Genomic DNA, 22,444 nt, shown 5'->3' with positions numbered 1-22,444 from the left:
ACCATGACAAAGAAAATTGTTGTCCTAGCAGGTGATGGGATTGGACCAGAAATCATGGAAGCTGGTTTAGAAGTTCTAGCATCGATATCCGAAAAAACAGGCTTTGACTATGAGATTGATAGAAGACCCTTTGGAGGTGCAGGTATTGATGCTGCAGGGCATCCCTTACCTGATAAAACCCTCAAGGCAACTAGGGAAGCAGATGCCATTCTTCTAGCGGCTATCGGTAGTCCTCAGTATGATGATGCTCCAGTTCGACCTGAACAAGGACTTTTGGCTCTCCGAAAGGAACTCAATCTCTATGCTAATATTCGTCCGGTTAAAATCTTTGAGAGTCTCAAGCACTTATCACCTCTTAAGCCAGAACGAATAACTGGTGTTGACTTTGTAGTAGTACGTGAGTTGACAGGAGGAATTTACTTTGGTGATCATATCCTTGAAGAAAAAAAAGCGCGTGATATCAACGATTATAGCTATGAGGAAGTAGAACGAATTATTCGCAAGGCTTTTGAAATTGCAAGAAGTCGGAGAAAAATCCTTACCAGTATTGATAAGCAAAATGTTTTGGCAACCTCAAAACTCTGGCGGAAAGTAGCTGAGAAGGTATCACAGGATTTCCCAGATGTGACCTTGGAACACCAGTTAGTGGACTCAGCTGCCATGCTCATGATTACCAATCCTGCCAAGTTTGATGTTATTGTAACGGAGAATCTTTTTGGAGATATTCTTTCTGATGAATCAAGCGTTCTATCTGGTACACTCGGGGTTATGCCATCAGCCAGTCATTCTGAAAATGGCCCAAGTCTTTATGAACCCATTCACGGTTCAGCGCCTGATATTGCAGGTCAAGGAATTGCCAATCCTATCTCCATGATATTATCTGTTGCTATGATGTTGAGAGACAGCTTTGGACGTTATGAGGATGCGCAGCGTATCGAACGTGCTGTAGAAGAAACTTTAGCTGCTGGCATTTTAACAAGAGATATAGGAGGACAGGCTTCGACTAGAGAAATGACAGAAGCCATTATCGCAAGACTATGAAATTAAACGAAGGAATTACTTTTGCCCTCCTGATTTGGAATCTCATCATTTTCTTGATATATGGCATTGACAAATCCAAGGCAAGAAGAGGTGCTTGGCGCGTTCCAGAGAAAATCTTACTCATTTTAGCCTTTACTTGTGCTGGATTTGGTGCCTGGTTAGCAGGAATGACCTTTCACCACAAGACTAGAAAATGGTACTTTAAAACAGTTTGGTTCCTAGGAATAGTAACTACACTAGTAGCTTTGTATTTTGTATGGAGGTAATGAATGGCAGGAAAATCAATTTTTGATAAATTATGGGACCTCCATGTGATCACAGGAGAAGAGGGACAACCACAACTCATGTATGTGGATCAACACTATATCCACGAAGTGACCAGTCCTCAGGCATTTCAAGGATTACGAGACGCAGGACGCAGATTGAGACGACCAGACTTGACATTTGGTACCTTTGACCACAATGTACCGACAGTTAATATCTACGATATTCGAGATGTAATTTCCAAGGCTCAAATTGATAAGTTGGCGGAGAATGTTGAGGAATTCGGGATTGAACATGCGGCCCATGGTTCTGAAAAACAGGGCATCGTTCATATGGTTGGTCCCGAAACAGGACGAACACAACCAGGAAAATTCATCGTCTGTGGTGATAGCCATACAGCAACCCATGGAGCTTTTGGAGCGATTGCCTTTGGAATTGGGACCAGTGAGGTCGAGCACGTATTTGCTACTCAAACCATTTGGCAGGTTAAGCCAAAGAAAATGTTGGTGGAATTCACAGGAGTTCCTCAAAAAGGAGTCTATTCCAAGGATTTCATTCTAGCCTTGATTGCCAAATACGGTGTTGCTTGTGGTGTTGGCTACGTAGTAGAATATCGTGGCCAAGCGGTTGATGCACTTAGTATGGAAGAGCGAATGACCATCTGCAATATGTCTATCGAGTTTGGCTCTAAGATGGGAATCATGAATCCAGATCAGAAGACCTATGATTATCTCAAGGGACGGGAATGTGTTCCAGAGAATTTCGAAGAGGCTGTGGCTGATTGGAAAACAATTGTCAGTGATGACGATGCCGTCTATGACAAGGTTATCCGAATGGATGTCTCTGAATTGGCTCCTATGGTGACTTGGGGAACCAATCCAGCTATGGGTGTTGACTTTGATTCTAGCTTCCCAGAAATAAAGGATATGAATGATGAACGTGCTTATCATTACATGGATTTACAACCAGGTCAGAAACCAGCAGATATCCAACTAGGCTATGTCTTTATCGGTTCTTGTACCAATGCTAGACTAAGTGATTTACAGCTGGCAGCTCGATTTGTTGAAGGGAAGAAGATTGCCCCTAACTTAACAGCTATTGTGGTACCTGGTTCTCGACCAGTCAAGCGAGCTGCTGAGAAGTTGGGCTTGGATAAGGTTTTCTTAGATGCTGGCTTTGAGTGGAGAGACCCAGGTTGCTCCATGTGCCTAGGAATGAATCCTGACAAGGTACCAGATGGTGTTCACTGCGCCTCAACTAGCAATCGTAACTTTGAAGATCGTCAGGGATTTGGAGCGAAGACTCATCTTTGTAGTCCAGCAATGGCAGCTGCGGCAGCTATCGCAGGACGTTTCGTAGACGTTCGGCAAATGCCAGAGGCCCAGTAAGGAGAGGATATGGAAAAATTTACAGTTTATACAGGAACAACGGTTCCTCTTATGAATGATAATATTGATACCGACCAAATCCTACCCAAGCAGTTTCTCAAGTTAATTGATAAGAAAGGATTTGGTAAGTACCTCATGTATGCTTGGCGTTATCTGGATGATCGGTATACTGAGGACCCAGACTTTGTCTTTAACCGACCTGAATATCGCAAAGCTAGTATTCTCATCACAGGAGATAATTTTGGGGCTGGTTCTTCGAGGGAACACGCAGCTTGGGCATTAGCAGACTACGGCTTTAAGGTCGTGATTGCCGGATCTTTTGGAGATATTCATTACAATAATGAACTCAATAATGGCATGTTACCCATTGTTCAACCTAGGGAAGTTAGAGAAAAACTCGCCCAGCTCCAACCAACTGACCAAGTGACGGTTGACTTGGAACAACAAATAATCATCTCACCAGTTGGAGAATTCTCCTTTGAAATTGATAGCGAGTGGAAACACAAGCTCTTAAATGGTTTGGATGATATCGGTATTACCTTGCAGTACGAAGATTTGATTGCTGCTTACGAAAAACAACGCCCAGCTTATTGGCAGGATTAGAGTAAATATAGAAAAGGAAACAGAACTATGACAAAACACATTCAATGGGACGGAACACTTTCACAAGAAGGCTATGACATTTTAAAAGGTGAGGGCGGATGTATTGTTTGCCCTACAAAAGTTGGTTACATCATCATGACTAGCGATAAGGCAGGTCTTGAACGTAAGTTTGAAGCCAAAGAACGTAGTCGTAACAAACCAGGCGTAGTCCTCTGTGGAAGCATGGATGAGCTTCGCGCTTTAGCTCAACTCAACCCTGAAATCGAAGCCTTCTATCAAAAACATTGGGATGAAGATATTCTTCTTGGTTGTATTCTTCCTTGGAAACCAGAAGCCTTTGAGAAATTGAAAGTATACGGTGATGGCCGTGAAGAACTCATGACTGACGTTCGTGGAACGAGCTGCTTTGTTATCAAATTTGGGAAAGCTGGTGAACAGTTAGCTGCCAAACTTTGGGAAGAAGGGAAAATGGTCTACGCTTCATCTGCAAACCCATCTGGAAAAGGAAATCGTGGTAAGGTTGAAGGTATCGGTCAACGTATCGAAGGAGCAGTGGACCTTGTTATAGAAGCTGACGACTATGTTGCTTCAATCCAGCCAGACAAAACAGTTGAAACTCGCTACGAGCAAGGTGTGATGGTGTCTATGGTTGATAAAGACGGCAAACTCATCCCAGAACAAGGAGGAGCACGCTCAACTTCACCAGCTCCAGTTGTTATCCGTAAAGGGCTTGACATTGATAAAATCATGATGCACCTGTCAGATACCTTTAACTCATGGGACTACCGTCAAGGGGAGTATTATTAGGATGTAGAAGAAGTGAGGTTTATACTCTTCGAAAATCTCTTCAAACCACGTCAGCGTCGCCTTACCGTAGATATATGTAACTGACTTCGTCAGTCTTATCTACAACCTCAAAGCAGTGCTTTGAGCAGCCTGCGGCTAGCTTCCTAGTTTGCTCTTTGATTTTAAATGAGTATTAAATTGTGATAAGTTGAGTTAATTGGATTAAGAACCTCAAAAAAACAAAAAGGAAAGCATCTCATGAAAAGATGTTTTCCTTTTATTGTATAAGTTATCGAATAGAGTTATCTTAAATTCAGAAAGGTTCAAAAATGATATTTGATGAATAATGATACTCTACATTTTAACGATTTTATTAGTTATTTTCAACTTGTTCACTATATTTTGGTCTTAGTGTGGTTCCTGAATTGATAATAGTGCGTTTTTGAACTAAAGGCAATTCTGTACGATTATAAACTGTTCTCCAAGGTTCCCAAGCAAGACCTGTTTTTTCTTGAATTTTTACGCGAAGATTGCGAACATTTCCTCTAAATTGTAGTTCAGTTTGGAAACCAGCAGTTCTATTTTTTCCATTATCTTCCCATTCACGAGAGCGGATGCTTTCAATTCCATTTTCGTCATATGTGACTTCGTCCCAGTAAACGTAGTAACGAGCGACATATCCACCCTTATGTTGCAAATTGAGATAGCCATTCTTGTAAGAGGTAATTTTAGTTTCAATATAATCAGTACTGTTTTGGATTGTTGCAACTTGATTATCTCTTAAAAAGGCAGTTTTATAAGAAATAGGGACTGCAGGATTTTGTGTACTAAAATTAGCTCCTTCTTGAATTAATTTCTTGAGATCTTCAGGTGTTCCAGTAACTACTCGAGCAGCGCCATCAGCGTTACCGCCAACAATAACAGCTGTTACAGAAGTATTTTTCAAAACACGAGCCCATTCAGATTCAGGGTTAATAGGCACACCTTTAATGACAGCATTTATAGCTGCTTTAAGTTCTGTACTTGTACTTGTTGTTTCAAATTTAACATACATTTGACGGCCATAAGACATACTAGAAACATAAACAGGAGGTGTTTGTTCATCCAAGCCACGATCTTGTAAATCGTTGACTGTTACATTATCACCAAAGACATCTCCAGGATTTTTTGGTGCATCAAAGTTAGCGGTAAAGTAAATTTGTTTAAAGTCGACAACTTCAATTTGTTTTTCACCTTTTTGTGCAGCTTCAAAGTCAATTTTTAAATCAACCCCAATTTTTTCAAAGTTGCTACCAAATTTTGCTTTTAGTTGATTCATACTATATGCTGAAGTAGAATCGTATTGCATACGAGCAGGTGCGGGATTACTTGATGCATAATTTGCATTCCATCTATTTACCAGAGTGTTAATTCCTTCCTGCATACCACTGACTGTTGTGTTTGCATCAGTATAGCTATCTGATCCAGCCATTCCTGGAAGGTCCACGCTGATTCTACCCTGTTTTCTATCAATACTAACAAGTTGAGGTTTATTTTCTAATAACCCTTGATCTGCTCGGAACAAAGCGCCTAAGAAGATGTCGCTATTACCGTTAATTGAAACATCAGCTGAATTATTAGAAATACTCTTTTTCACTTTTTCAATTACAACAAACTCATTCCCTTGTTGTTTTGAAGATGTATTTGAATAATTTTCGATTGCTTCACCTCTACGAGTTAAAATATCAATTTTGTTGTAGTTTAATCCGAAAAGATATTTATTCAAGTCCTTATCTGCCTGATTAGTAGATCTCATGAGGTTTTCCATAACATCTGCTTTTGGTGCTTCAGTTACAGTAGTGGCATCTTTTTCTTCGGTTTTTGAATTGAGGTTTGGAGTACTTTCTTGTTCGTTTACTGTAGGTTCTGTTTTTGGATTAGAACTACTTGAAATTGAGGGTTCAGTAGCTTTTACAGTATTATTTTGAATAATCGAAGCTGTACTTAATAAAAAAGTTGCAATAACTACACCACAGACACCAATGCTACGTTTTCGGATAGAATAACGAAAACCTTTTTCAAGATTATTTTGAATCATATAAAGCTCCTAGTTTATTATTTCATTTTATTATCTCTTGAATGCGCTTTCTCGGGATAAAAATATTCTAGCAGAAATAAAAATCTTATGCAATCGTTTTCTGCGGAAATTAGACATATCTTTATATATGTTTAATTTTGTTTCGAAGATTTTAGCTTTTTAGTGTAATTTTTCTTTACTTGAGAATTCACCTATGATAATCCACTCATGCAGCTGATCCGTCATACAATTGAATACATGAAGAATCAGAAAAGTATAGGGAGGGGAGTTCTTGATAATCTCTCTATTAGTCGTGAAAATGTGGCAGAAATCGTACGAGTAACGCCCTCTTATAAATTAGCTGCTCGTGCTAAGATTATCAGACTAAATCAAACCAAACCTCTTCGTCATGCATACTTTCGAGAGTACAGAAAATTGCAAGAGCTTTGCCTGATGATCCTAAATAGAGAAAAGCATGGTTTAGGATATCAAGAGCAAAAAATCCATGGTATTCTTTTTGATGTTGCCTGGCTTTGGGAAGAGTATGTTTATACCTTGTTGCCAAAAGATTTCACCCATCCACGAAATAAGGACAAGACGGACGGTATTTCGGTATTTTCTAATCGTGAAAGAAAAGTATTTCCAGATTTCTATCATCAAAACCATAAAATCGTACTAGATGCTAAATATAAAAAACTGTAATTGACTGAAAAGGGAATCAATCGTGAAGACTTGTTCCAGCTGATTTCTTATTCTTATATTTTAAAAGCTGAGCAGGATGGGCTTGTTTTTCCGAGCAAGGAAAAGGTAGTTGATAATGAGATAGGTAAGCTAGCAGGTTATGGAGCCCTGTTGAAGAAATGGTCTATCCAAGTCCCTGGACAAGCTGAAAGCTATCAAGATTTTGTCAGGAAGATGGAGTCCTTTGAAAAAATCTTTATCGAAAATATAGGTAGAAATTTAAAAGGTAAGACAAATTCAGGGTAAATGTCTGGTTATCTCCTTGATCAAAAATACGAAACACGAACATTATTTGTTTTCGGTCATTACAATTGACAAAAAACGGACATTATTGTAAAATTGTTAGAGTAATTGTCTGGAAAAGACGAGGCTATTCCTAACTTTAGGAAGGTTTAAACAAGAGAAATGAGAGAAATATGTTAAACGAATTTCCGATCTTTGACTATGAAGATATTCAGCTAATCCCTAACAAGTGTGTTCTTAAAAGTCGTGCAGAGGCTGACACGCAGGTAACTTTAGGGAAGCATACCTTTAAATTACCAGTTGTTCCTTCCAATATGCAAACTATCTTGGATGAAGATGTTGCTGAACAGCTTGCCAAGGGTGGATATTTCTATATTATGCATCGTTTTGATGAAGAAGGACGCATTCCTTTTGTCAAACGTATGCACGATCAGGGCTTAATTGCTTCAATCTCGGTAGGTGTTAAAGACTATGAGTATGATTTTGTGAGTCAATTAAAGGAAGATGCTCCAGAGTACATCACCATTGATATTGCTCATGGTCATGCTGATAGCGTTATTTCAATGATTCAGCACATCAAGAAAGAATTACCTGATACTTTTGTCATCGCTGGTAATGTTGGAACTCCAGAAGCTGTGCGTGAACTTGAAAATGCTGGTGCAGATGCTACTAAGGTCGGAATCGGTCCAGGTAAGGTTTGTATTACTAAGGTCAAAACTGGTTTTGGTACTGGAGGTTGGCAGTTAGCAGCCCTTCGCTGGTGTGCTAAGGCTGCGCGTAAACCGATTATTGCCGATGGTGGTATTCGTACACATGGTGATATCGCCAAATCAATCCGCTTTGGTGCAAGTATGGTTATGATTGGTTCACTGTTTGCAGGGCATATCGAAAGTCCTGGTAAAACAGTTGAAGTTGACGGCAAACAATTCAAAGAATACTATGGTTCAGCTTCAGAATACCAAAAAGGTGCCTATAAGAATGTCGAAGGTAAGAAAATCCTTCTTCCTGCCAAAGGACATTTGCAAGATACCTTGACTGAGATGGAACAGGATTTGCAAAGTTCGATTTCTTATGCTGGAGGTCGAAAGGTAGCTGATCTTAGACATGTAGATTATGTGATTGTGAAGAACTCTATCTGGAATGGAGATGCTCACTAAAAATATGATTACTTATTTATGCCGCGAATTGGCGTGGCGTTTCTACAAGGTACCGTAAATACCTAACAATGAGTAAGTCGAAGAGAGATAAAAAAAGCAGGGATATCTGTTTCAATCTTTCTAAGGGGCTTACTATGTAAGTCCCTTTTTATTTCGGAGGTTATTGTGAAATTATTAGAAGAACGAATTTTAAAGGACGGAAACGTTCTTGGTGAGAATATTCTTAAGGTGGATTCTTTCTTGACCCACCAAGTTGATTATTCCTTGATGCGCGAGATTGGTCGTACTTTTGCAGAGCATTTTAAAAATGCTGGTATTACCAAAGTCGTAACCATTGAAGCATCTGGAATTGCCCCAGCCCTTTATGTGGCTGAACAGTTAGATGTTCCCATGATTTTTGCTAAGAAGGCAAAAAATATTACTATGAATGAAGGAATTTTGACTGCTGAAGTTTATTCTTTCACTAAACAAGTAACTAGTACCGTGTCCATTGCAGGTAAGTTCTTATCTCCTCAAGATAAAGTATTGATTATTGATGATTTCTTGGCTAATGGTCAAGCAGCTAAAGGTTTGATTCAGATCATTGAACAGGCTGGTGCTAGAGTTGAAGCTATCGGAATTGTGATTGAAAAATCTTTCCAAGATGGTCGTGAACTGCTAGAAAAATCAGGTCATCAAGTAGTATCACTCGCGCGATTAGAGCGTTTTGAAAATGGAAAAGTTATCTTCAAGGAGGCAGATATCTAATGAAACAACAGGAAAAACACTCACAGGCAGCCGTTCTTGGTTTGCAACACTTGCTAGCCATGTACTCAGGTTCAATCCTGGTACCAATCATGATTGCAAGTGCTTTGGGGTATTCAGCTCAACAGTTGACCTACCTTATTTCAACAGATATCTTTATGTGTGGGGTTGCAACTCTTTTACAATTGCAACTCAATAAACATTTTGGTGTCGGTTTACCTATTGTTCTTGGGGTAGCCTTCCAGTCTGTTGCTCCTCTTATCATGATCGGTCAGAGTCATGGTAGCGGTGCTATGTTCGGAGCTTTGATTGCTTCAGGGATTTATGTTATCCTGATTTCAGGTATCTTCTCTAAGGTTGCCAATCTTTTCCCTGCAATCGTAACTGGATCTGTCATTACGACGATTGGTTTGACCTTGATTCCTGTTGCCATCGGAAATATGGGAAATAACGTTGAAAAACCTACTGGACAAAGTTTAGCTTTGGCAATGATTACAGTTCTCATTATTCTTTTGGTTAATATCTTTACCAAAGGATTTATCAAATCTATTTCCATTTTGATAGGTTTGATTGCCGGTACCATTATCGCTGCAACTATGGGCTTGGTTGACTTCTCTCCAGTAGCAGAAGCTCCACTCGTTCATATCCCAACTCCATTCTACTTCGGTGCTCCACAATTTGAGATTTCTTCTATTGTAATGATGTGTATCATCGCTACTGTATCTATGGTAGAATCAACTGGTGTGTATCTTGCCCTTTCTGATATTACTAAAGATCCAATCGATAGCACTCGTCTCCGCAATGGTTATCGCGCTGAAGGTCTTGCTGTCTTACTTGGTGGACTTTTCAATACCTTCCCTTATACAGGATTTTCACAAAACGTAGGCTTGGTGAAACTTTCAGGTATTCGAACTCGTTTGCCAATCTATTACGCAGCTGGTTTCCTTATCTTGCTCGGTCTCTTACCTAAGTTTGGTGCCTTGGCTCAGATTATTCCTAGCCCTGTTCTTGGTGGAGCTATGCTTGTCATGTTTGGTTTTGTTTCGCTCCAAGGGATGCAAATCTTGGCGCGTGTAGACTTCGAACACAATGAACACAACTTCCTCATTGCAGCAGTTTCTATTTCTGCTGGAGTGGGATTAAACGGAAGCAATCTCTTCAATACTTTACCGACTGAATTACAAATGTTCTTCTCAAATGGTATTGTCATTGCAAGTACAGTAGCCATCGTCTTGAATGCTATTTTGAATCGTAAAAAATAAAAATAAGTGAGAAGGATAGAAATATCCTTCTCATTTTCTTTTTTAGAGCTTGAGTATTGTTTATAGAGTCCTTTTTATGGTAAAATGGTTCTATGAATGAAAGAATGAAAGAGCTCGTTGAACTGCTCAATCGCTATGCGACAGAGTATTATACAAGTGATAATCCATCTGTATCTGATAGTGAGTATGACCGTCTTTATCGTGAATTGGTAGAGTTAGAAAAAGCTCATCCTGACCAAGTTTTACCAGAAAGTCCGACACATCGTGTTGGTGGAAAGATTCTTGATGGGTTTGAGAAATATAGTCATCAGTATCCTCTTTATAGTTTGCAGGATGCTTTTTCACGTGAAGAACTGGATGCCTTTGATGCGCGTGTTCGTAAAGAATTGGATGATGTCACTTATATTTGTGAGTTGAAGATTGATGGTTTATCGATTTCCTTGACTTATGAGCAGGGAATTTTTGTTGCTGGGGCAACTCGAGGTGATGGCTCCATCGGTGAAAACATCACTGAAAATCTTAAACGAGTGAAAGACATTCCGTTATCATTACCAGAAAAATTAGATATTACTGTTCGTGGTGAATGTTATATGCCGAGAGCTTCTTTTGACCAGGTCAATCAATCTCGTCAAGAAAATGGGGAGCCAGAATTTGCCAACCCAAGAAATGCTGCTGCAGGAACCCTTCGTCAGTTAGATACAGCAGTAGTATCCAAACGTAATCTTGCAACCTTCCTTTATCAGGAAGCTAGTCCTTCAACTCGGGATAGTCAAGAGAAGGTTTTGAAACATTTAGAACAATTAGGCTTTGTGGTTAATCAAAGACGTCTATTAGCTCATAGTATGGATGAGGTTTGGGCGTTTATTCAAGAAATTGGTCGAGAAAGAGATCAGTTGCCTTATGATATCGATGGAGTTGTGATTAAGGTCAATGATCTAGCTGGTCAGGAGCAACTAGGATTTACAGTCAAAGCACCTAAGTGGGCAGTCGCTTATAAATTCCCAGCAGAAGAAAAAGAAGCGAAACTTCTTTCTGTTGACTGGACAGTAGGACGTACAGGAGTTGTGACTCCGACTGCTAATCTTACTCCAGTGCAACTTGCAGGTACAACTGTAAGTCGTGCAACTCTTCATAATGTTGACTATATCGCTGAAAAGGATATCCGTAAGGATGACACAGTCATTGTCTATAAGGCAGGGGATATCATTCCAGCTGTTCTACGAGTGGTAGAATCCAAGCGAGTGTCAGAGGAAAGACTAGATATTCCAACAAACTGTCCAAGTTGTGACAGTAAGCTTTTGCATTTTGAAGATGAGGTTGCCCTTCGTTGTATCAATCCGCGATGCCCTGCTCAAATCAAGGAAGGCTTGACGCACTTCGCATCCCGTGATGCTATGAATATCTCTGGCCTTGGTCCATCAATCGTTGAGAAACTATTTGCAGCCGATTTGGTTAAGGATGTTGCAGATATTTATCATTTGACTGTGGAAGATTTGCTCTTGCTAGATGGTATCAAGGAAAAATCTGCTCAAAAGCTCTACCAGGCTATTCAAGCATCCAAAGAAAATTCTGCGGAAAAACTCTTGTTTGGTTTGGGGATTCGTCATGTAGGAAGTAAGGCAAGTCAGTTGCTTTTACAAAACTTCCACTCAATCGAATCACTAGCACAAGCTAATCCTGAAGAAATTGCAAGTATCGAAAGTTTGGGAAGTGTCATTGCCCAAAGCCTACAGACCTATTTTGCTACAGAGGGTTCTGAAATCCTTTTAAGGGAATTGAAAGAATCAGGTGTTAATCTAGACTACAAAGGACAGACAGTTGCAGCAAATGCAGCCTTGTCTGGTCTAACTGTCGTATTGACAGGAAAGCTAGAGCGTCTTAATCGCTCAGAAGCTAAAAATAAATTAGAAAGTCTAGGAGCCAAGGTTACTGGTAGTGTGTCGAAAAAAACAGACCTTGTTGTAGCAGGAGCAGATGCAGGAAGCAAGCTCCAAAAAGCACAAGAACTGGGAATAGAGATTCGTGATGAAGCTTGGCTTGAGAGTTTGTAAGCTATGAAAGAAGAAAAAAACGCGCACGTCTCATTTATAACCCGACCTCAGGCCAGGAAATTATCAAGCAAAATATCGCAGAAGTTCTAGAAGTGTTAGAGAGCATAGGCTATGAAACCAGTGCTTTTCAGACCAAACCTGAACACTTATCAGCCCAGAAAGAAGCAGAAAGAGCTGCAAAAGCTGACTTTGATTTGGTTTTGGTAGCTGGTGGCGATGGTACTATCAATGAAGTGGTTAATGGAATTGCACCTCTGGAACATCGTCCAAAGATAGCCATCATTCCTACTGGAACTACCAATGATTATGCAAGAGCATTGAAAATCCCTATGGGGGATCCAGTTGCTGCAGCGAAGATCATTGCTAAAAATGAAACCAAGCAAATTGATATTGGTCGTGCCTTTGGTGATAAGTATTTCATCAATATTGCTGCGGCAGGAGCTCTTACGGAGTTAACTTTTAGTGTTCCGAGTGAACTAAAGACGCGTTTGGGTTATCTGGCCTATGTTGCTAAAGGCATCGAGATGTTCCCAAAATCCAAAGCACGTCCTGTTCGTATTTACCATGATTGGGGAATTTTTACAGGAGAAGTTTCTCTTGTCTTTGTTGCCTTGACCAATTCTATTGGTGGATTTGAGCAATTCGCACCTGATAGCAAGCTGGATGATGGCAATTTTACGCTTATTCTAGTAAAGACAGATAAAATCCTAGATATGTTGAGTCTACTAGTTCAGGCCATAAACGGAGGCCAACACGTATCAGATGTCAATGTTGAATATCTGAAAACTAGTAAACTCCGAATTGAAACTTTGGATCAGGAAGAGCCGTTTATGCTTAATCTTGATGGAGAATACGGTGGTGACATACCAGTAGATTTGGAAGTATGTCATAATCACATTGAGTTTTTTGTGAATTGTGAGGCGATTGATCAAGAAATTATTAGTAACATATAAAATCAAATTTAATTTAGAAATTAGGGAGAACTATGTACAATTATCCTGTACTTATTCATTACCATCGTAAGGATGAAGCCTACGAGGCTTGTAGTTTCAGTAAAAAAACAGTAGATTCAGTAGAGCTTATCAAAGAAGAAGAATATTTTGGTGCCAAATTTTCACTGACTCAATCGAGTGAAGTAGCACTTGAAACCATGACTTTTAGCGTTGAAAAAGACGGTGTCAGCAAAGAATATCCTATTCGATTCAATTACTATCCACTTTTGACAGAGGTTTGGATTTTGGATGGAGACGATACAGTTTATTATTCTGAAAATCCTGCCATTGCAAGTCCACACTATAAGGACCAAAATCCTTTTGCCTTTGACAAGGCAATCAATAGTGCTAGTTTTGACCACCACTGGGGTTATCAAGGAGAGTTGGGATGTCAGGTTTCTGAAAATGAAACAAGTTTTAGCCTATGGGCACCAACAGCTACTTCTGTCCAAGTAGTAGTCTATGAATCAGCGAGCAATGACGCTCCTATCCTTAAAACATTTGAAATGGATCGAGGAAATAGTTATTCCTATAGCCACAAGTATAATACAATTGGAGTTTGGAGTTTAACAGTTTCAGAAAACCTAGCAGGTCGTGCTTACCACTACCAAATTGACTTTCCTCATCACCAGTCATTAACTCGTGATCCATATACAATAGCGACAAGTCCTGATGGAAAACGTTCAGCTATTGTCTCAAATCAAGATCGTCAGGTCGAAGGTTTTGAGGTTAAGCATGGTACAGAAGCAACTTGGCGTTTGGAAAATCCTTGCCAAGCAGTCATTTATGAAATGCACATCCGTGATTTGACTAAGTCTGAAACATCTGGTGTTGCGCCAGAATTAAGAGGAACCTTCTTAGGTGCAGCGCAAACTGGAACAGTTAACCAATATGGTCAGTCGACTGCGTTTGATTACATCAAAGAACTTGGTGTCAACTATGTTCAGTTGCAACCAATTGCTGACCGTCATAAAGAATACGACGCTGATGGAAATGTAACTTATAACTGGGGATATGATCCTCAAAACTACAATGCTCCAGAAACTAGCATGTCTACAAATCCAAATGATCCAGGTCAAGCTATCCGTGATTTAAAAGCCATGGTCCAAGCTTATCATGATGCTGGTATCGGTGTTATTATGGATGTTGTTTACAATCATACCTTCTCAACGGTGGATGCGCCATTCCAAACAACGGTTCCTGATTATTATTATCGAATGAACCATGATGGAACCTACCAAAATGGAACAGGAGTCGGGAACGAAACTGCCAGTGAGCACGAAATGTTCCGTAAATATATGATTGATTCGCTTCTCTACTGGGTAAAAGAATACAATATTGACGGTTTCCGCTTTGACTTGATGGGAATTCATGACGTCAAAACCATGCAGATGATTCGTTGGGCTATGGACGAAGTCGATCCGAAAATCATCCTGTATGGAGAAGGTTGGGATATGGGAATAGGTCTTGCTCCTTATGACAAGGCTAAGAAAGACAATGCCTACCAGTTGCCAAACATTGGATTCTTTAATGATAATCAACGTGATGCGGTCAAAGGTTGTGAAGTCTATGGCTCTATCAAATCTGGTTTCGTCAGTGGAGCAGGTACTGAGCCGATCCTCGCAAAGGCTATTCTTGGAAGTCGTGAGCTCGGTTCATATCTCAGTCCAAACCAGGTTCTTAACTATGTAGAAGCCCACGATAACTACAATTTGCATGATTTGCTTAGAACCCTTCATCCATCGGAGAGTGAAAAACGTATCATGAAGAAAGTAGAAACAGCAACGGCTATGAACCTTCTCATGCAAGGGATGGCCTTCATGGAACTGGGTCAAGAGTTTGGTCGTACCAAGCTCGTAGCTACCGGAGAAAATGGAGAGTTGACTCACGCAGATCGTGAGCGAGCAATGAACAGTTACAATGCTCCTGATAGTGTCAACCAAGTCAACTGGGATTTGATCAATAAGCGTCAAGATAGTATCGAGTTTGTCCGTCAGGTTATCCGTCTTAAAACACAAACTAGTGCCTTTTCATACCCTACCTATGAAGAAGTCTACCGTCATGTCTTTGTTCACACAGCAATTGAAAATAGTGGTTGGATTGTTTACGAGATTCAGGGAAATGAAGAGCACTTCTTGGTTGTTTTCAATGCTAAAGGGACTTCATATTACTATGAAAATGCAGGCAACCTTGAAATGTTGGTAACCAATAGCCGTTCTAATCAAGAAAATGTTATTGACGACGTCAGTGTGGCAGTTATGAATGTTTTATCCTAAAAAATAACCCAAAACTCAAGATTTATGCTTGAGTTTTTTTATATTTATAGACATATAGTGTATTGAATCTAGAATACTCCACCAAGGATTCTAAAGCGTTTTTAGAAATTAATTTGACTTCCATAATCTCTTTGTTCATATCTTATTTCAATCCGCTATAAAAATAAAAATGGAACAATTACTAAAAATGGTTGAAAATTTCAGAAAATTTGGTAAAATTATAAAAAAAAGAGTTATCTACGAATATTATGTTATCAAAAACTAAAAACGTTCAGCTTTTTAAGTAAGTTATTTTATATAAAGATAATGAGAGTTATTTTTGTAACAGTAGCTGATAGAAAATTCCACTGCTTATCATCATTTATGAAAATTTTAGAAATGTTAAGATAAATATATGAAGATTTTCGAAAAAAATTTTAGTAGAATTCGGAAATTAGTTGAAAGTTTTCTTAAAAGATAGTATAATAGAAATATAGAAAACGCTTACAATAAAAGGGGGATTCAATGGATAAATTTGAGGCTTTAAGAACTTTTACTAGTGGCGAAAATTTCCATCTTCAACACTATTTAGGAGCGCATCGTGAAGAAAGAGACGGTGAGTATGGTTATACATTCCGTGTCTGGGCGCCAAATGCGCAGGCTGTCCATCTAGTTGGTGATTTTACTAACTGGGTTGAAAATCAAATCCCCATGGTTCGTAACGAATCTGGAGTTTGGGAAGTTTTTACAACTTTAGCTCAAGAAGGACATATTTATAAATATCATATTACTCGTGCTAATGGACATCAGCTTATGAAGATTGATCCCTTGGCAGTACGCTATGAAGCTCGTCCAGGAACAGGGGCAGTTTTAACAGAAATTCCTGAGAAAAAATGGAAGGACGGTCTCTGGTTAGCTCGCAGAAAACGTTGGGGATTTTTCGAACGACCAGTCAATATCTATGAGGCGCATGCAGGATCTTGGAAGAGAAATCCTGATGGGACACCTTATAGCTTTGCCCAACTCAAAGAAGAGCTCATCCCCTATCTTGTTGAGATGAACTATACTCATATCGAGTTTATGCCTTTGATGGCTCACCCTCTCGGTTTGAGTTGGGGTTATCAGCTCATGGGCTACTTCGCTTTAGAGCATGCCTATGGTCGTCCAGAAGAGTTTCAAGACTTCGTTGAGGAATGTCATATCAATAATATCGGTGTAATTGTGGACTGGGTGCCAGGTCACTTTACAATCAATGATGATGCTTTAGCATACTATGATGGCACACCAACTTTTGAATACCAAGATCATAATAAGGCTAACAACTACGGTTGGGGAGCACTCAACTTTGACCTTGGTAAAAATGAAGTCCAATCTTTCTTGATTTCTAGCATTAAGTTTTGGATTGATTTCTATCACCTAGATGGTATTCGTGTTGATGCCGTAAGTAATATTCTCTATCTAGATTATGATAATGCTCCATGGACCCCAAATAAAGACGGTGGCAATCTCAACTATGAAGGCTATTATTTCCTTCAACGTTTGAACGATGTTATTAAGCTAGCTCATCCGGATGTTATGATGATTGCAGAGGAGTCTTCTTCAGGTACCAAGATTACCGGTATGAAAGAAATGGGTGGACTAGGATTTGATTACAAGTGGAACATGGGGTGGATGAATGATATCCTACGTTTCTACGAAGAAGATCCAATTTACCGCAAGTATGACTTTAATCTTGTGACCTTCAGCTTCATGTATGTCTTTAATGAAAATTATCTCCTACCATTCTCACATGATGAGGTTGTCCACGGTAAGAAGAGTATGATGCATAAGATGTGGGGTGATCGTTACAATCAATTTGCTGGTTTGAGAAACCTTTACACTTATCAAATTTGTCACCCTGGTAAGAAATTACTCTTCATGGGTAGTGAGTTTGGTCAATTCCTAGAGTGGAAATCCGAAGAGCAATTGGAGTGGTCTAACCTAGAAGATCCGATGAATGCCAAGATGAAATACTTTACATCACAGTTGAATCAGCTTTATAAAGATCACCGTTGTCTTTGGGAAATTGATACAAGTTATGATGGTATTGAAATCATTGATGCGGATAATAGAGATCAGAGTGTTCTTTCCTTTATCCGTAAGGGCAAGAAAGGTGAAATGTTAGTCTGTGTCTTCAATATGGCACCAGTTGAACGTCCTGATTTTACAATTGGTCTTCCAGTTGCAGGGATTTATGAAGAAATTTGGAATACAGAGTTAGAACAATGGGGTGGTGTGTGGAAAGAACATAACCAAACAGTTCAAACTCAAGAAGGATTATGGAAGGATTATGAGCAGACTTTGACATTTACCTTGCCAGCTATGGGAGCAAGTATTTGGAAAATCAAACGTCGCTTGAAACCTGCTAAAACTGTCACAAATAAGACTCAAAAAGGAGTAGAAAATGAAGAATGAAATGCTAGCTTTAATCCTTGCTGGTGGGCAAGGAACTCGTCTCGGTAAACTCACTCAAAGCATTGCTAAACCTGCCGTGCAATTCGGTGGGCGCTACCGTATCATTGACTTCGCTCTTTCAAACTGTGCCAACTCTGGTATCCATAATGTTGGGGTTATCACACAGTATCAACCACTAGCTCTCAATAGCCACATTGGTAATGGTTCTAGTTGGGGTCTAGATGGTATTGACACCGGAGTTTCTATCCTTCAGCCCTACTCTGCAAGTGAGGGGAACCGTTGGTTTGAAGGTACAAGTCATGCCATTTACCAAAACATCGACTATATCGACAGCATCAATCCTGAGTATGTTTTGATTCTTTCGGGTGACCATATCTACAAGATGGACTACGATGATATGCTCCAATCACACAAGGACAATAATGCCAGCTTGACAGTTGCTGTCTTAGATGTGCCACTTAAAGAAGCTAGCCGTTTTGGTATTATGAATACAGATGCTAATAATCGTATTGTCGAATTTGAAGAAAAACCAGCTGAACCAAAATCAACTAAGGCGTCAATGGGTATTTATATCTTTGATTGGAAACGACTTCGCAATATGCTAGTTGCAGCTGAAAAGGCTAATATTGATATGTCAGATTTTGGTAAAAACGTTATTCCAAACTATCTTGAAACTGGTGAAAGTGTCTATGCTTATGAGTTCAATGGATACTGGAAGGACGTTGGTACTATCGAATCACTCTGGGAAGCAAATATGGAATACATCTCTCCAGAGAATGCTCTCGATAGCCGTAACCGTCAATGGAAAATTTATTCTCGTAACCTTATCGCTCCACCAAACTTCCTTGGAGAATATGCTCAGGTAGAAGACTCTCTTGTAGTAGATGGATGTTATGTAAATGGTACGGTGAAGCATTCAATCCTATCTACAGCTGCTCAAGTTCGTAAGGGAGCGGAAGTTGTTGATTCTGTTATCATGAGTGGAGCAGTTATTGGTAGAGGTGCTAAAATTACACGTGCAATCATCGGTGAAGGCGCAGTCATCGCTGATGGTGTTGAAATTGATGGTACAGAAGAAGTACAAGTAGTCGGATATAACGAAGTAGTGGGGGTAGCAACAGATGAAGATTGATAAATATTCAGCGATTTTAGGAAATACCGTTGGTTTCCATGATATGTCAACCTTGACAAGTAACCGTCCAGTGGCAACTTTACCATTTGGAGGAAAGTATCGTTTGATTGACTTCCCGCTTTCAAGTTTAGCTAATGCAGGCGTTCGTAGTATCTTTGGAATTTTCCAACAAGATAACATCAGCTCTGTATTTGACCATATTCGTTCAGGACGTGAGTGGGGCTTGAATACACTTCTTAGCCACTACTATCTTGGAATCTACAATACTCGTGTAGAGAGCAGTACAGTTGGTAAAGAATACTACCAACAACTCTTAACTTACTTAAAACGTTCAGGTTCAGATCAAACAGTTTCCTTGAACTGTGATGTTTTAGTGAATATCGATCTCAATCAAGTTTTCCATTTGCATAATACAACAAAATCACCAATTACAGTTGTTTATAAGAAATTACCTAAGAAAGATATTTCAGAAGTGAATGCAATCCTTGATATTGATGAAACTGACCATGTAGTTTCCCATAAACTTTTTGATAAAAAATCAGACCAAGATTTCTACAATATGTCAACAGATATCTTTGTTGTAGACACTCAATGGTTGATTAAACGTTTGGAAGAAGAAGCTCAAAAAGAATATCCAGAAAAATTACGTTATGTTCTTCGTGATTTAGCAGCAAAAGAAGGTGCTTTTGCATATGAATACACAGGATACCTAGCCAATATTCATTCAGTAGAAACATATTACCAAGCTAATTTAGATATGCTTGATCAGCATAAATTCTACTCTTTGTTCTCGCCAAATCAAAAGATTCATACTAAAGTTAAAAACGAAGAACCTACCTACTACGCATCTGGTTCAAAAGTGAACACCTCTCAATTTGCTTCTGGTAGTATCATTGAAGGTGAAGTGGATAAATCTATTATTTCGCGTAATGTTCGTATCAATAAAGACAGCTTGGTTAAAGAGTCTCTTATCTTCCCTCGTGTTGTCGTTGGAAAAGGTGCACAAGTTGAGTATGCAATTGTAGATAAAGGAGCTGAAATAGCCGAGGGAGTTGTTATTCGAGGTACAGCAGAAAACCCTGTTGTCATCAAAAAAGGTGAAAAAGTAACAGAGGACATTCTTTCATGAAAATTTTATTTGTAGCAGCCGAAGGAGCCCCTTTTTCTAAAACAGGTGGCTTGGGAGATGTTATCGGGGCTCTTCCAAAATCATTAGTTAAAGCTGGTCATGAAGTTGCTGTTATCTTACCCTACTATGACATGGTTGAGGCCAAGTTTGGTAATCAAATTGAAGATGTTCTCCAATTTGAAGTATACGTTGGTTGGCGGAGACAATTTTGTGGAATTAAGAAAACTGTTTTAAACGGTGTGACCTTCTACTTTATCGACAATCAATATTATTTCTTCCGTGGGCATGTTTATGGAGATTTCGATGATGGCGAACGTTTTGCTTTCTTCCAACTTGCTGCCCTTGAGGCTATGGAACGTATTGGATTTATCCCTGATGTCCTCCACGCTCATGACTACCATACAGCAATGATTCCGTTCTTGTTAAAAGAAAAATACAGATGGATTCAAGCTTACCAAGGAATCAAGACTGTTTTGACCATTCATAACTTGGAATTTCAGGGTCAATTCTCTGAAAGCATGCTTTGGGACTTGTTCAGGGTTGGATTTGAGCGCTACGCTGATGGAACAGTTCGTTGGAATGATTGTCTTAATTGGATGAAGGCTGGTATTCTCTATGCAGACCGTGTATCAACCGTGTCACCGAGCTATGCTTATGAGATCATGACTACAGAGTTTGGTTGCGGTATTGATCAGATTCTTCGTATGGAATCTGGTAAGGTTTCTGGTATTGTTAATGGTATTGATACTGATTTATACAATCCAGAGACGGATGCTTTACTTGAGTATCATTTTAATAAAACTGATCTGTCAGGTAAGGCTCAAAATAAAGCGAAACTTCAAGAAAGAGTTGGTCTTCCAGTACGTCCTGATGTGCCAATGATTGGTATCGTGTCACGTTTGACTCGTCAGAAGGGCTTTGATGTGGTGGTTGAAAGCCTGCATCGTATGCTTCAAGAGGATATTCAAATTGTTCTCTTGGGAACTGGAGATCCAGGATTTGAACAAGCTTTCTCTTGGTTTAGTCAAGTATTCCCAGAAAAACTTTCTGCCAATATTACTTTCGATGTGAAATTAGCTCAAGAGATTTATGCAGCATGTGATATTTTCCTTATGCCAAGTCGTTTTGAACCCTGTGGACTTTCACAAATGATGGCCATGAGATATGGTACGCTTCCTTTAGTAAACGAGGTGGGTGGACTTAGAGATACTGTTCAAGCCTTTAATCCAATTGAAGGAACAGGTACAGGCTTTAGCTTTAACAACCTAACTCCATACTGGCTCAACTGGGCATTGCAAACAGCTTTGGATGTTTATCACAACCATCCTGATGTTTGGAAAAATATGCAAGTTCAAGCGATGGAATGTGATTTCTCTTGGGATACAGCCTGCAAGTCATATCTTGATTTGTACCACAGTTTAGCAAATTAAATAGTTAAAATCGTATGATATCTTCATACGATTTTTTGAGATGATAAAAGTAAGGGACTTAAATGAAAAAATTGAGAGGACTTTGTGTACTGGATGTTGATGGGACACTGATAGAAGAGGAAGTTATTGATTTATTGGGGAAAGAGGCAGAGTGTGAAGAAGAAGTAGCCCTACTGACTGCCCAAGCTATGAGGGGAGAACTAGATTTTGAAGAAAGCCTGAGAAAACGTGTTTCTTTATTACAAGGACTATCTGTAGATACTTTTGATAAGATTTATCATGAACTACACCTTAGTAAAAATGCTGCGCAATTTATTAACACTCTGCAAAAAAATCAGATAGAAGTGGGTCTAGTTTCAGGTGGATTTACACCTGTTGTTGAAAGATTAGCAAAAGATTTAGGGATTTCATTATTTGCTGCTAATCAACTGGAAATCAGAGATGGTCATTTAACTGGAAATCTTGTTGGTCCTATTATCAGCAGAGAAGTTAAAAAAGAAACCCTAGTAAGATGGGCTGATGAATTAGAGGTACCAATTGATAGAACAATTGCTATTGGAGATGGAGCTAATGATTTAGCAATGTTGAAGAGAGCTGGAATCGGCATTGGCTTCTGTGCCAAAGAAATCGTGAAAGAGGAAATTCCCCTTCAAATTGAAGATAGAAATTTAACAAAAGTATTGAATCTGATAGATTTCCTTTGATTAGAAAGATGA

General features: G+C 39.3%; 16 protein-coding genes, 2 pseudogenes and 1 riboswitch. Of the genes and pseudogenes, 17 read left to right on the top strand and 1 reads right to left on the bottom strand.

Annotated elements, in window-relative coordinates:
- Positions 1 to 3 precede the first annotated feature (3 nt).
- The 5 genes from leuB to QM928_RS00190 are packed head-to-tail and all read left to right on the top strand — an operon-like array spanning position 4 to position 4,103.
- On the top strand, positions 4 to 1,041 hold the full coding sequence (gene leuB / locus QM928_RS00210; RefSeq protein ID WP_414294190.1) for a 3-isopropylmalate dehydrogenase: 1,038 nt from the start codon (positions 4 to 6) through the stop codon (positions 1,039 to 1,041).
- On the top strand, positions 1,038 to 1,307 hold the full coding sequence (locus QM928_RS00205) for a DUF1294 domain-containing protein (RefSeq protein WP_414294189.1): 270 nt from the start codon (positions 1,038 to 1,040) through the stop codon (positions 1,305 to 1,307). Before leuB ends, QM928_RS00205 begins: the two co-directional genes overlap by 4 nt.
- Before the next feature lie 3 nt (positions 1,308 to 1,310).
- A complete protein-coding gene (gene leuC, locus QM928_RS00200; RefSeq protein ID WP_414294188.1) occupies positions 1,311 to 2,693 on the top strand; it encodes a 3-isopropylmalate dehydratase large subunit in 1,383 nt (460 codons plus the stop codon).
- Between the two features lie 9 nt (positions 2,694 to 2,702).
- Positions 2,703 to 3,296, top strand: a complete 594-nt coding sequence (leuD, locus tag QM928_RS00195; RefSeq protein ID WP_153225734.1) for a 3-isopropylmalate dehydratase small subunit — start codon at positions 2,703 to 2,705, stop codon at positions 3,294 to 3,296.
- 27 nt (positions 3,297 to 3,323) lie between these two features.
- Complete coding sequence (locus QM928_RS00190) at positions 3,324 to 4,103, top strand: L-threonylcarbamoyladenylate synthase (protein ID WP_153225735.1); 780 nt, start codon at positions 3,324 to 3,326, stop codon at positions 4,101 to 4,103.
- A gap of 352 nt (positions 4,104 to 4,455) precedes the next feature.
- On the opposite strand, the gene QM928_RS00185 is transcribed toward QM928_RS00190, so the two are convergent.
- Complete coding sequence (locus QM928_RS00185; protein WP_153225765.1) at positions 4,456 to 6,159, bottom strand: thiol-activated cytolysin family protein; 1,704 nt, start codon at positions 6,157 to 6,159, stop codon at positions 4,456 to 4,458.
- Between the two features lie 183 nt (positions 6,160 to 6,342).
- Here QM928_RS00185 and QM928_RS00180 point away from each other — a divergent pair.
- The 12 genes and pseudogenes from QM928_RS00180 to serB all read left to right on the top strand — a co-directional run.
- Positions 6,343 to 7,125: pseudogene (locus QM928_RS00180) on the top strand (5-methylcytosine restriction system specificity protein McrC); the annotation flags it as partial.
- Positions 7,126 to 7,295: 170 nt separating this feature from the next.
- Positions 7,296 to 8,279, top strand: a complete 984-nt coding sequence (gene guaC, locus QM928_RS00175) for a GMP reductase (protein WP_414294187.1) — start codon at positions 7,296 to 7,298, stop codon at positions 8,277 to 8,279.
- Positions 8,272 to 8,368: riboswitch (purine riboswitch) on the top strand. It overlaps the preceding gene by 8 nt.
- A 76-nt stretch (positions 8,369 to 8,444) precedes the next feature.
- On the top strand, positions 8,445 to 9,026 hold the full coding sequence (locus tag QM928_RS00170) for a xanthine phosphoribosyltransferase (protein WP_414276687.1): 582 nt from the start codon (positions 8,445 to 8,447) through the stop codon (positions 9,024 to 9,026).
- A complete protein-coding gene (locus tag QM928_RS00165) occupies positions 9,026 to 10,285 on the top strand; it encodes a nucleobase:cation symporter-2 family protein (RefSeq protein WP_045763417.1) in 1,260 nt (419 codons plus the stop codon). The genes QM928_RS00170 and QM928_RS00165 overlap by 1 nt, the downstream gene beginning before the upstream one ends.
- Before the next feature lie 92 nt (positions 10,286 to 10,377).
- Positions 10,378 to 12,336: an NAD-dependent DNA ligase LigA gene (ligA, locus tag QM928_RS00160; protein WP_281334896.1), complete on the top strand. Its 1,959-nt coding sequence runs from the start codon at positions 10,378 to 10,380 to the stop codon at positions 12,334 to 12,336.
- Positions 12,337 to 12,341: 5 nt separating this feature from the next.
- Positions 12,342 to 13,289: pseudogene (locus QM928_RS00155) on the top strand (diacylglycerol kinase family lipid kinase); the annotation flags it as partial.
- Positions 13,290 to 13,321: 32 nt separating this feature from the next.
- Complete coding sequence (pulA, locus tag QM928_RS00150; RefSeq protein WP_414294186.1) at positions 13,322 to 15,604, top strand: type I pullulanase; 2,283 nt, start codon at positions 13,322 to 13,324, stop codon at positions 15,602 to 15,604.
- Positions 15,605 to 16,108: 504 nt separating this feature from the next.
- Positions 16,109 to 18,037 (top strand): 1,4-alpha-glucan branching protein GlgB, encoded by a 1,929-nt coding sequence (gene glgB, locus QM928_RS00145; protein ID WP_414294185.1) that lies wholly within the window; start codon positions 16,109 to 16,111, stop codon positions 18,035 to 18,037.
- Positions 18,027 to 19,169 (top strand): glucose-1-phosphate adenylyltransferase, encoded by a 1,143-nt coding sequence (locus QM928_RS00140; protein WP_414294184.1) that lies wholly within the window; start codon positions 18,027 to 18,029, stop codon positions 19,167 to 19,169. The genes glgB and QM928_RS00140 overlap by 11 nt, the downstream gene beginning before the upstream one ends.
- Entirely contained in the window at positions 19,159 to 20,298 is a 1,140-nt protein-coding gene (glgD, locus tag QM928_RS00135) for a glucose-1-phosphate adenylyltransferase subunit GlgD (RefSeq protein ID WP_414294183.1), read from the top strand. The genes QM928_RS00140 and glgD overlap by 11 nt, the downstream gene beginning before the upstream one ends.
- Positions 20,295 to 21,728 (top strand): glycogen synthase GlgA, encoded by a 1,434-nt coding sequence (gene glgA / locus QM928_RS00130; RefSeq protein WP_075230585.1) that lies wholly within the window; start codon positions 20,295 to 20,297, stop codon positions 21,726 to 21,728. The genes glgD and glgA overlap by 4 nt, the downstream gene beginning before the upstream one ends.
- Positions 21,729 to 21,790: 62 nt before the next feature.
- Positions 21,791 to 22,432, top strand: coding sequence for a phosphoserine phosphatase SerB (serB, locus tag QM928_RS00125; protein ID WP_315639031.1), 642 nt, complete (start codon positions 21,791 to 21,793; stop codon positions 22,430 to 22,432).
- Positions 22,433 to 22,444: the final 12 nt, after the last annotated feature.

It is taken from the genome of Streptococcus infantis (assembly GCF_047460405.1).
Classification (GTDB): Bacteria; Bacillota; Bacilli; order Lactobacillales; family Streptococcaceae; genus Streptococcus; species Streptococcus infantis_Q.
Note: the sequence above shows the minus strand (reverse complement) of the source record. Positions and strands in the feature narration are given on the sequence as shown.

Bases quoted from the DNA above. Each gene is read 5' to 3' on its own strand.
- QM928_RS00165 (WP_045763417.1), top strand. From the start codon at position 9,026: ATGAAACAACAGGAAAAACACTCACAGGCAGCCGTTCTTGGTTTGCAA.
- leuD (WP_153225734.1), top strand. From the start codon at position 2,703: ATGGAAAAATTTACAGTTTATACAGGAACAACGGTTCCTCTTATGAAT.
- glgB (WP_414294185.1), top strand. From the start codon at position 16,109: ATGGATAAATTTGAGGCTTTAAGAACTTTTACTAGTGGCGAAAATTTC.
- guaC (WP_414294187.1), top strand. From the start codon at position 7,296: ATGTTAAACGAATTTCCGATCTTTGACTATGAAGATATTCAGCTAATC.
- QM928_RS00205 (WP_414294189.1), top strand. From the start codon at position 1,038: ATGAAATTAAACGAAGGAATTACTTTTGCCCTCCTGATTTGGAATCTC.
- QM928_RS00140 (WP_414294184.1), top strand. From the start codon at position 18,027: ATGAAGAATGAAATGCTAGCTTTAATCCTTGCTGGTGGGCAAGGAACT.
- leuC (WP_414294188.1), top strand. From the start codon at position 1,311: ATGGCAGGAAAATCAATTTTTGATAAATTATGGGACCTCCATGTGATC.
- serB (WP_315639031.1), top strand. From the start codon at position 21,791: ATGAAAAAATTGAGAGGACTTTGTGTACTGGATGTTGATGGGACACTG.
- leuB (WP_414294190.1), top strand. From the start codon at position 4: ATGACAAAGAAAATTGTTGTCCTAGCAGGTGATGGGATTGGACCAGAA.
- QM928_RS00185 (WP_153225765.1), bottom strand. From the start codon at position 6,159: ATGATTCAAAATAATCTTGAAAAAGGTTTTCGTTATTCTATCCGAAAA.
- QM928_RS00190 (WP_153225735.1), top strand. From the start codon at position 3,324: ATGACAAAACACATTCAATGGGACGGAACACTTTCACAAGAAGGCTAT.
- pulA (WP_414294186.1), top strand. From the start codon at position 13,322: ATGTACAATTATCCTGTACTTATTCATTACCATCGTAAGGATGAAGCC.
- glgD (WP_414294183.1), top strand. From the start codon at position 19,159: ATGAAGATTGATAAATATTCAGCGATTTTAGGAAATACCGTTGGTTTC.
- glgA (WP_075230585.1), top strand. From the start codon at position 20,295: ATGAAAATTTTATTTGTAGCAGCCGAAGGAGCCCCTTTTTCTAAAACA.
- ligA (WP_281334896.1), top strand. From the start codon at position 10,378: ATGAATGAAAGAATGAAAGAGCTCGTTGAACTGCTCAATCGCTATGCG.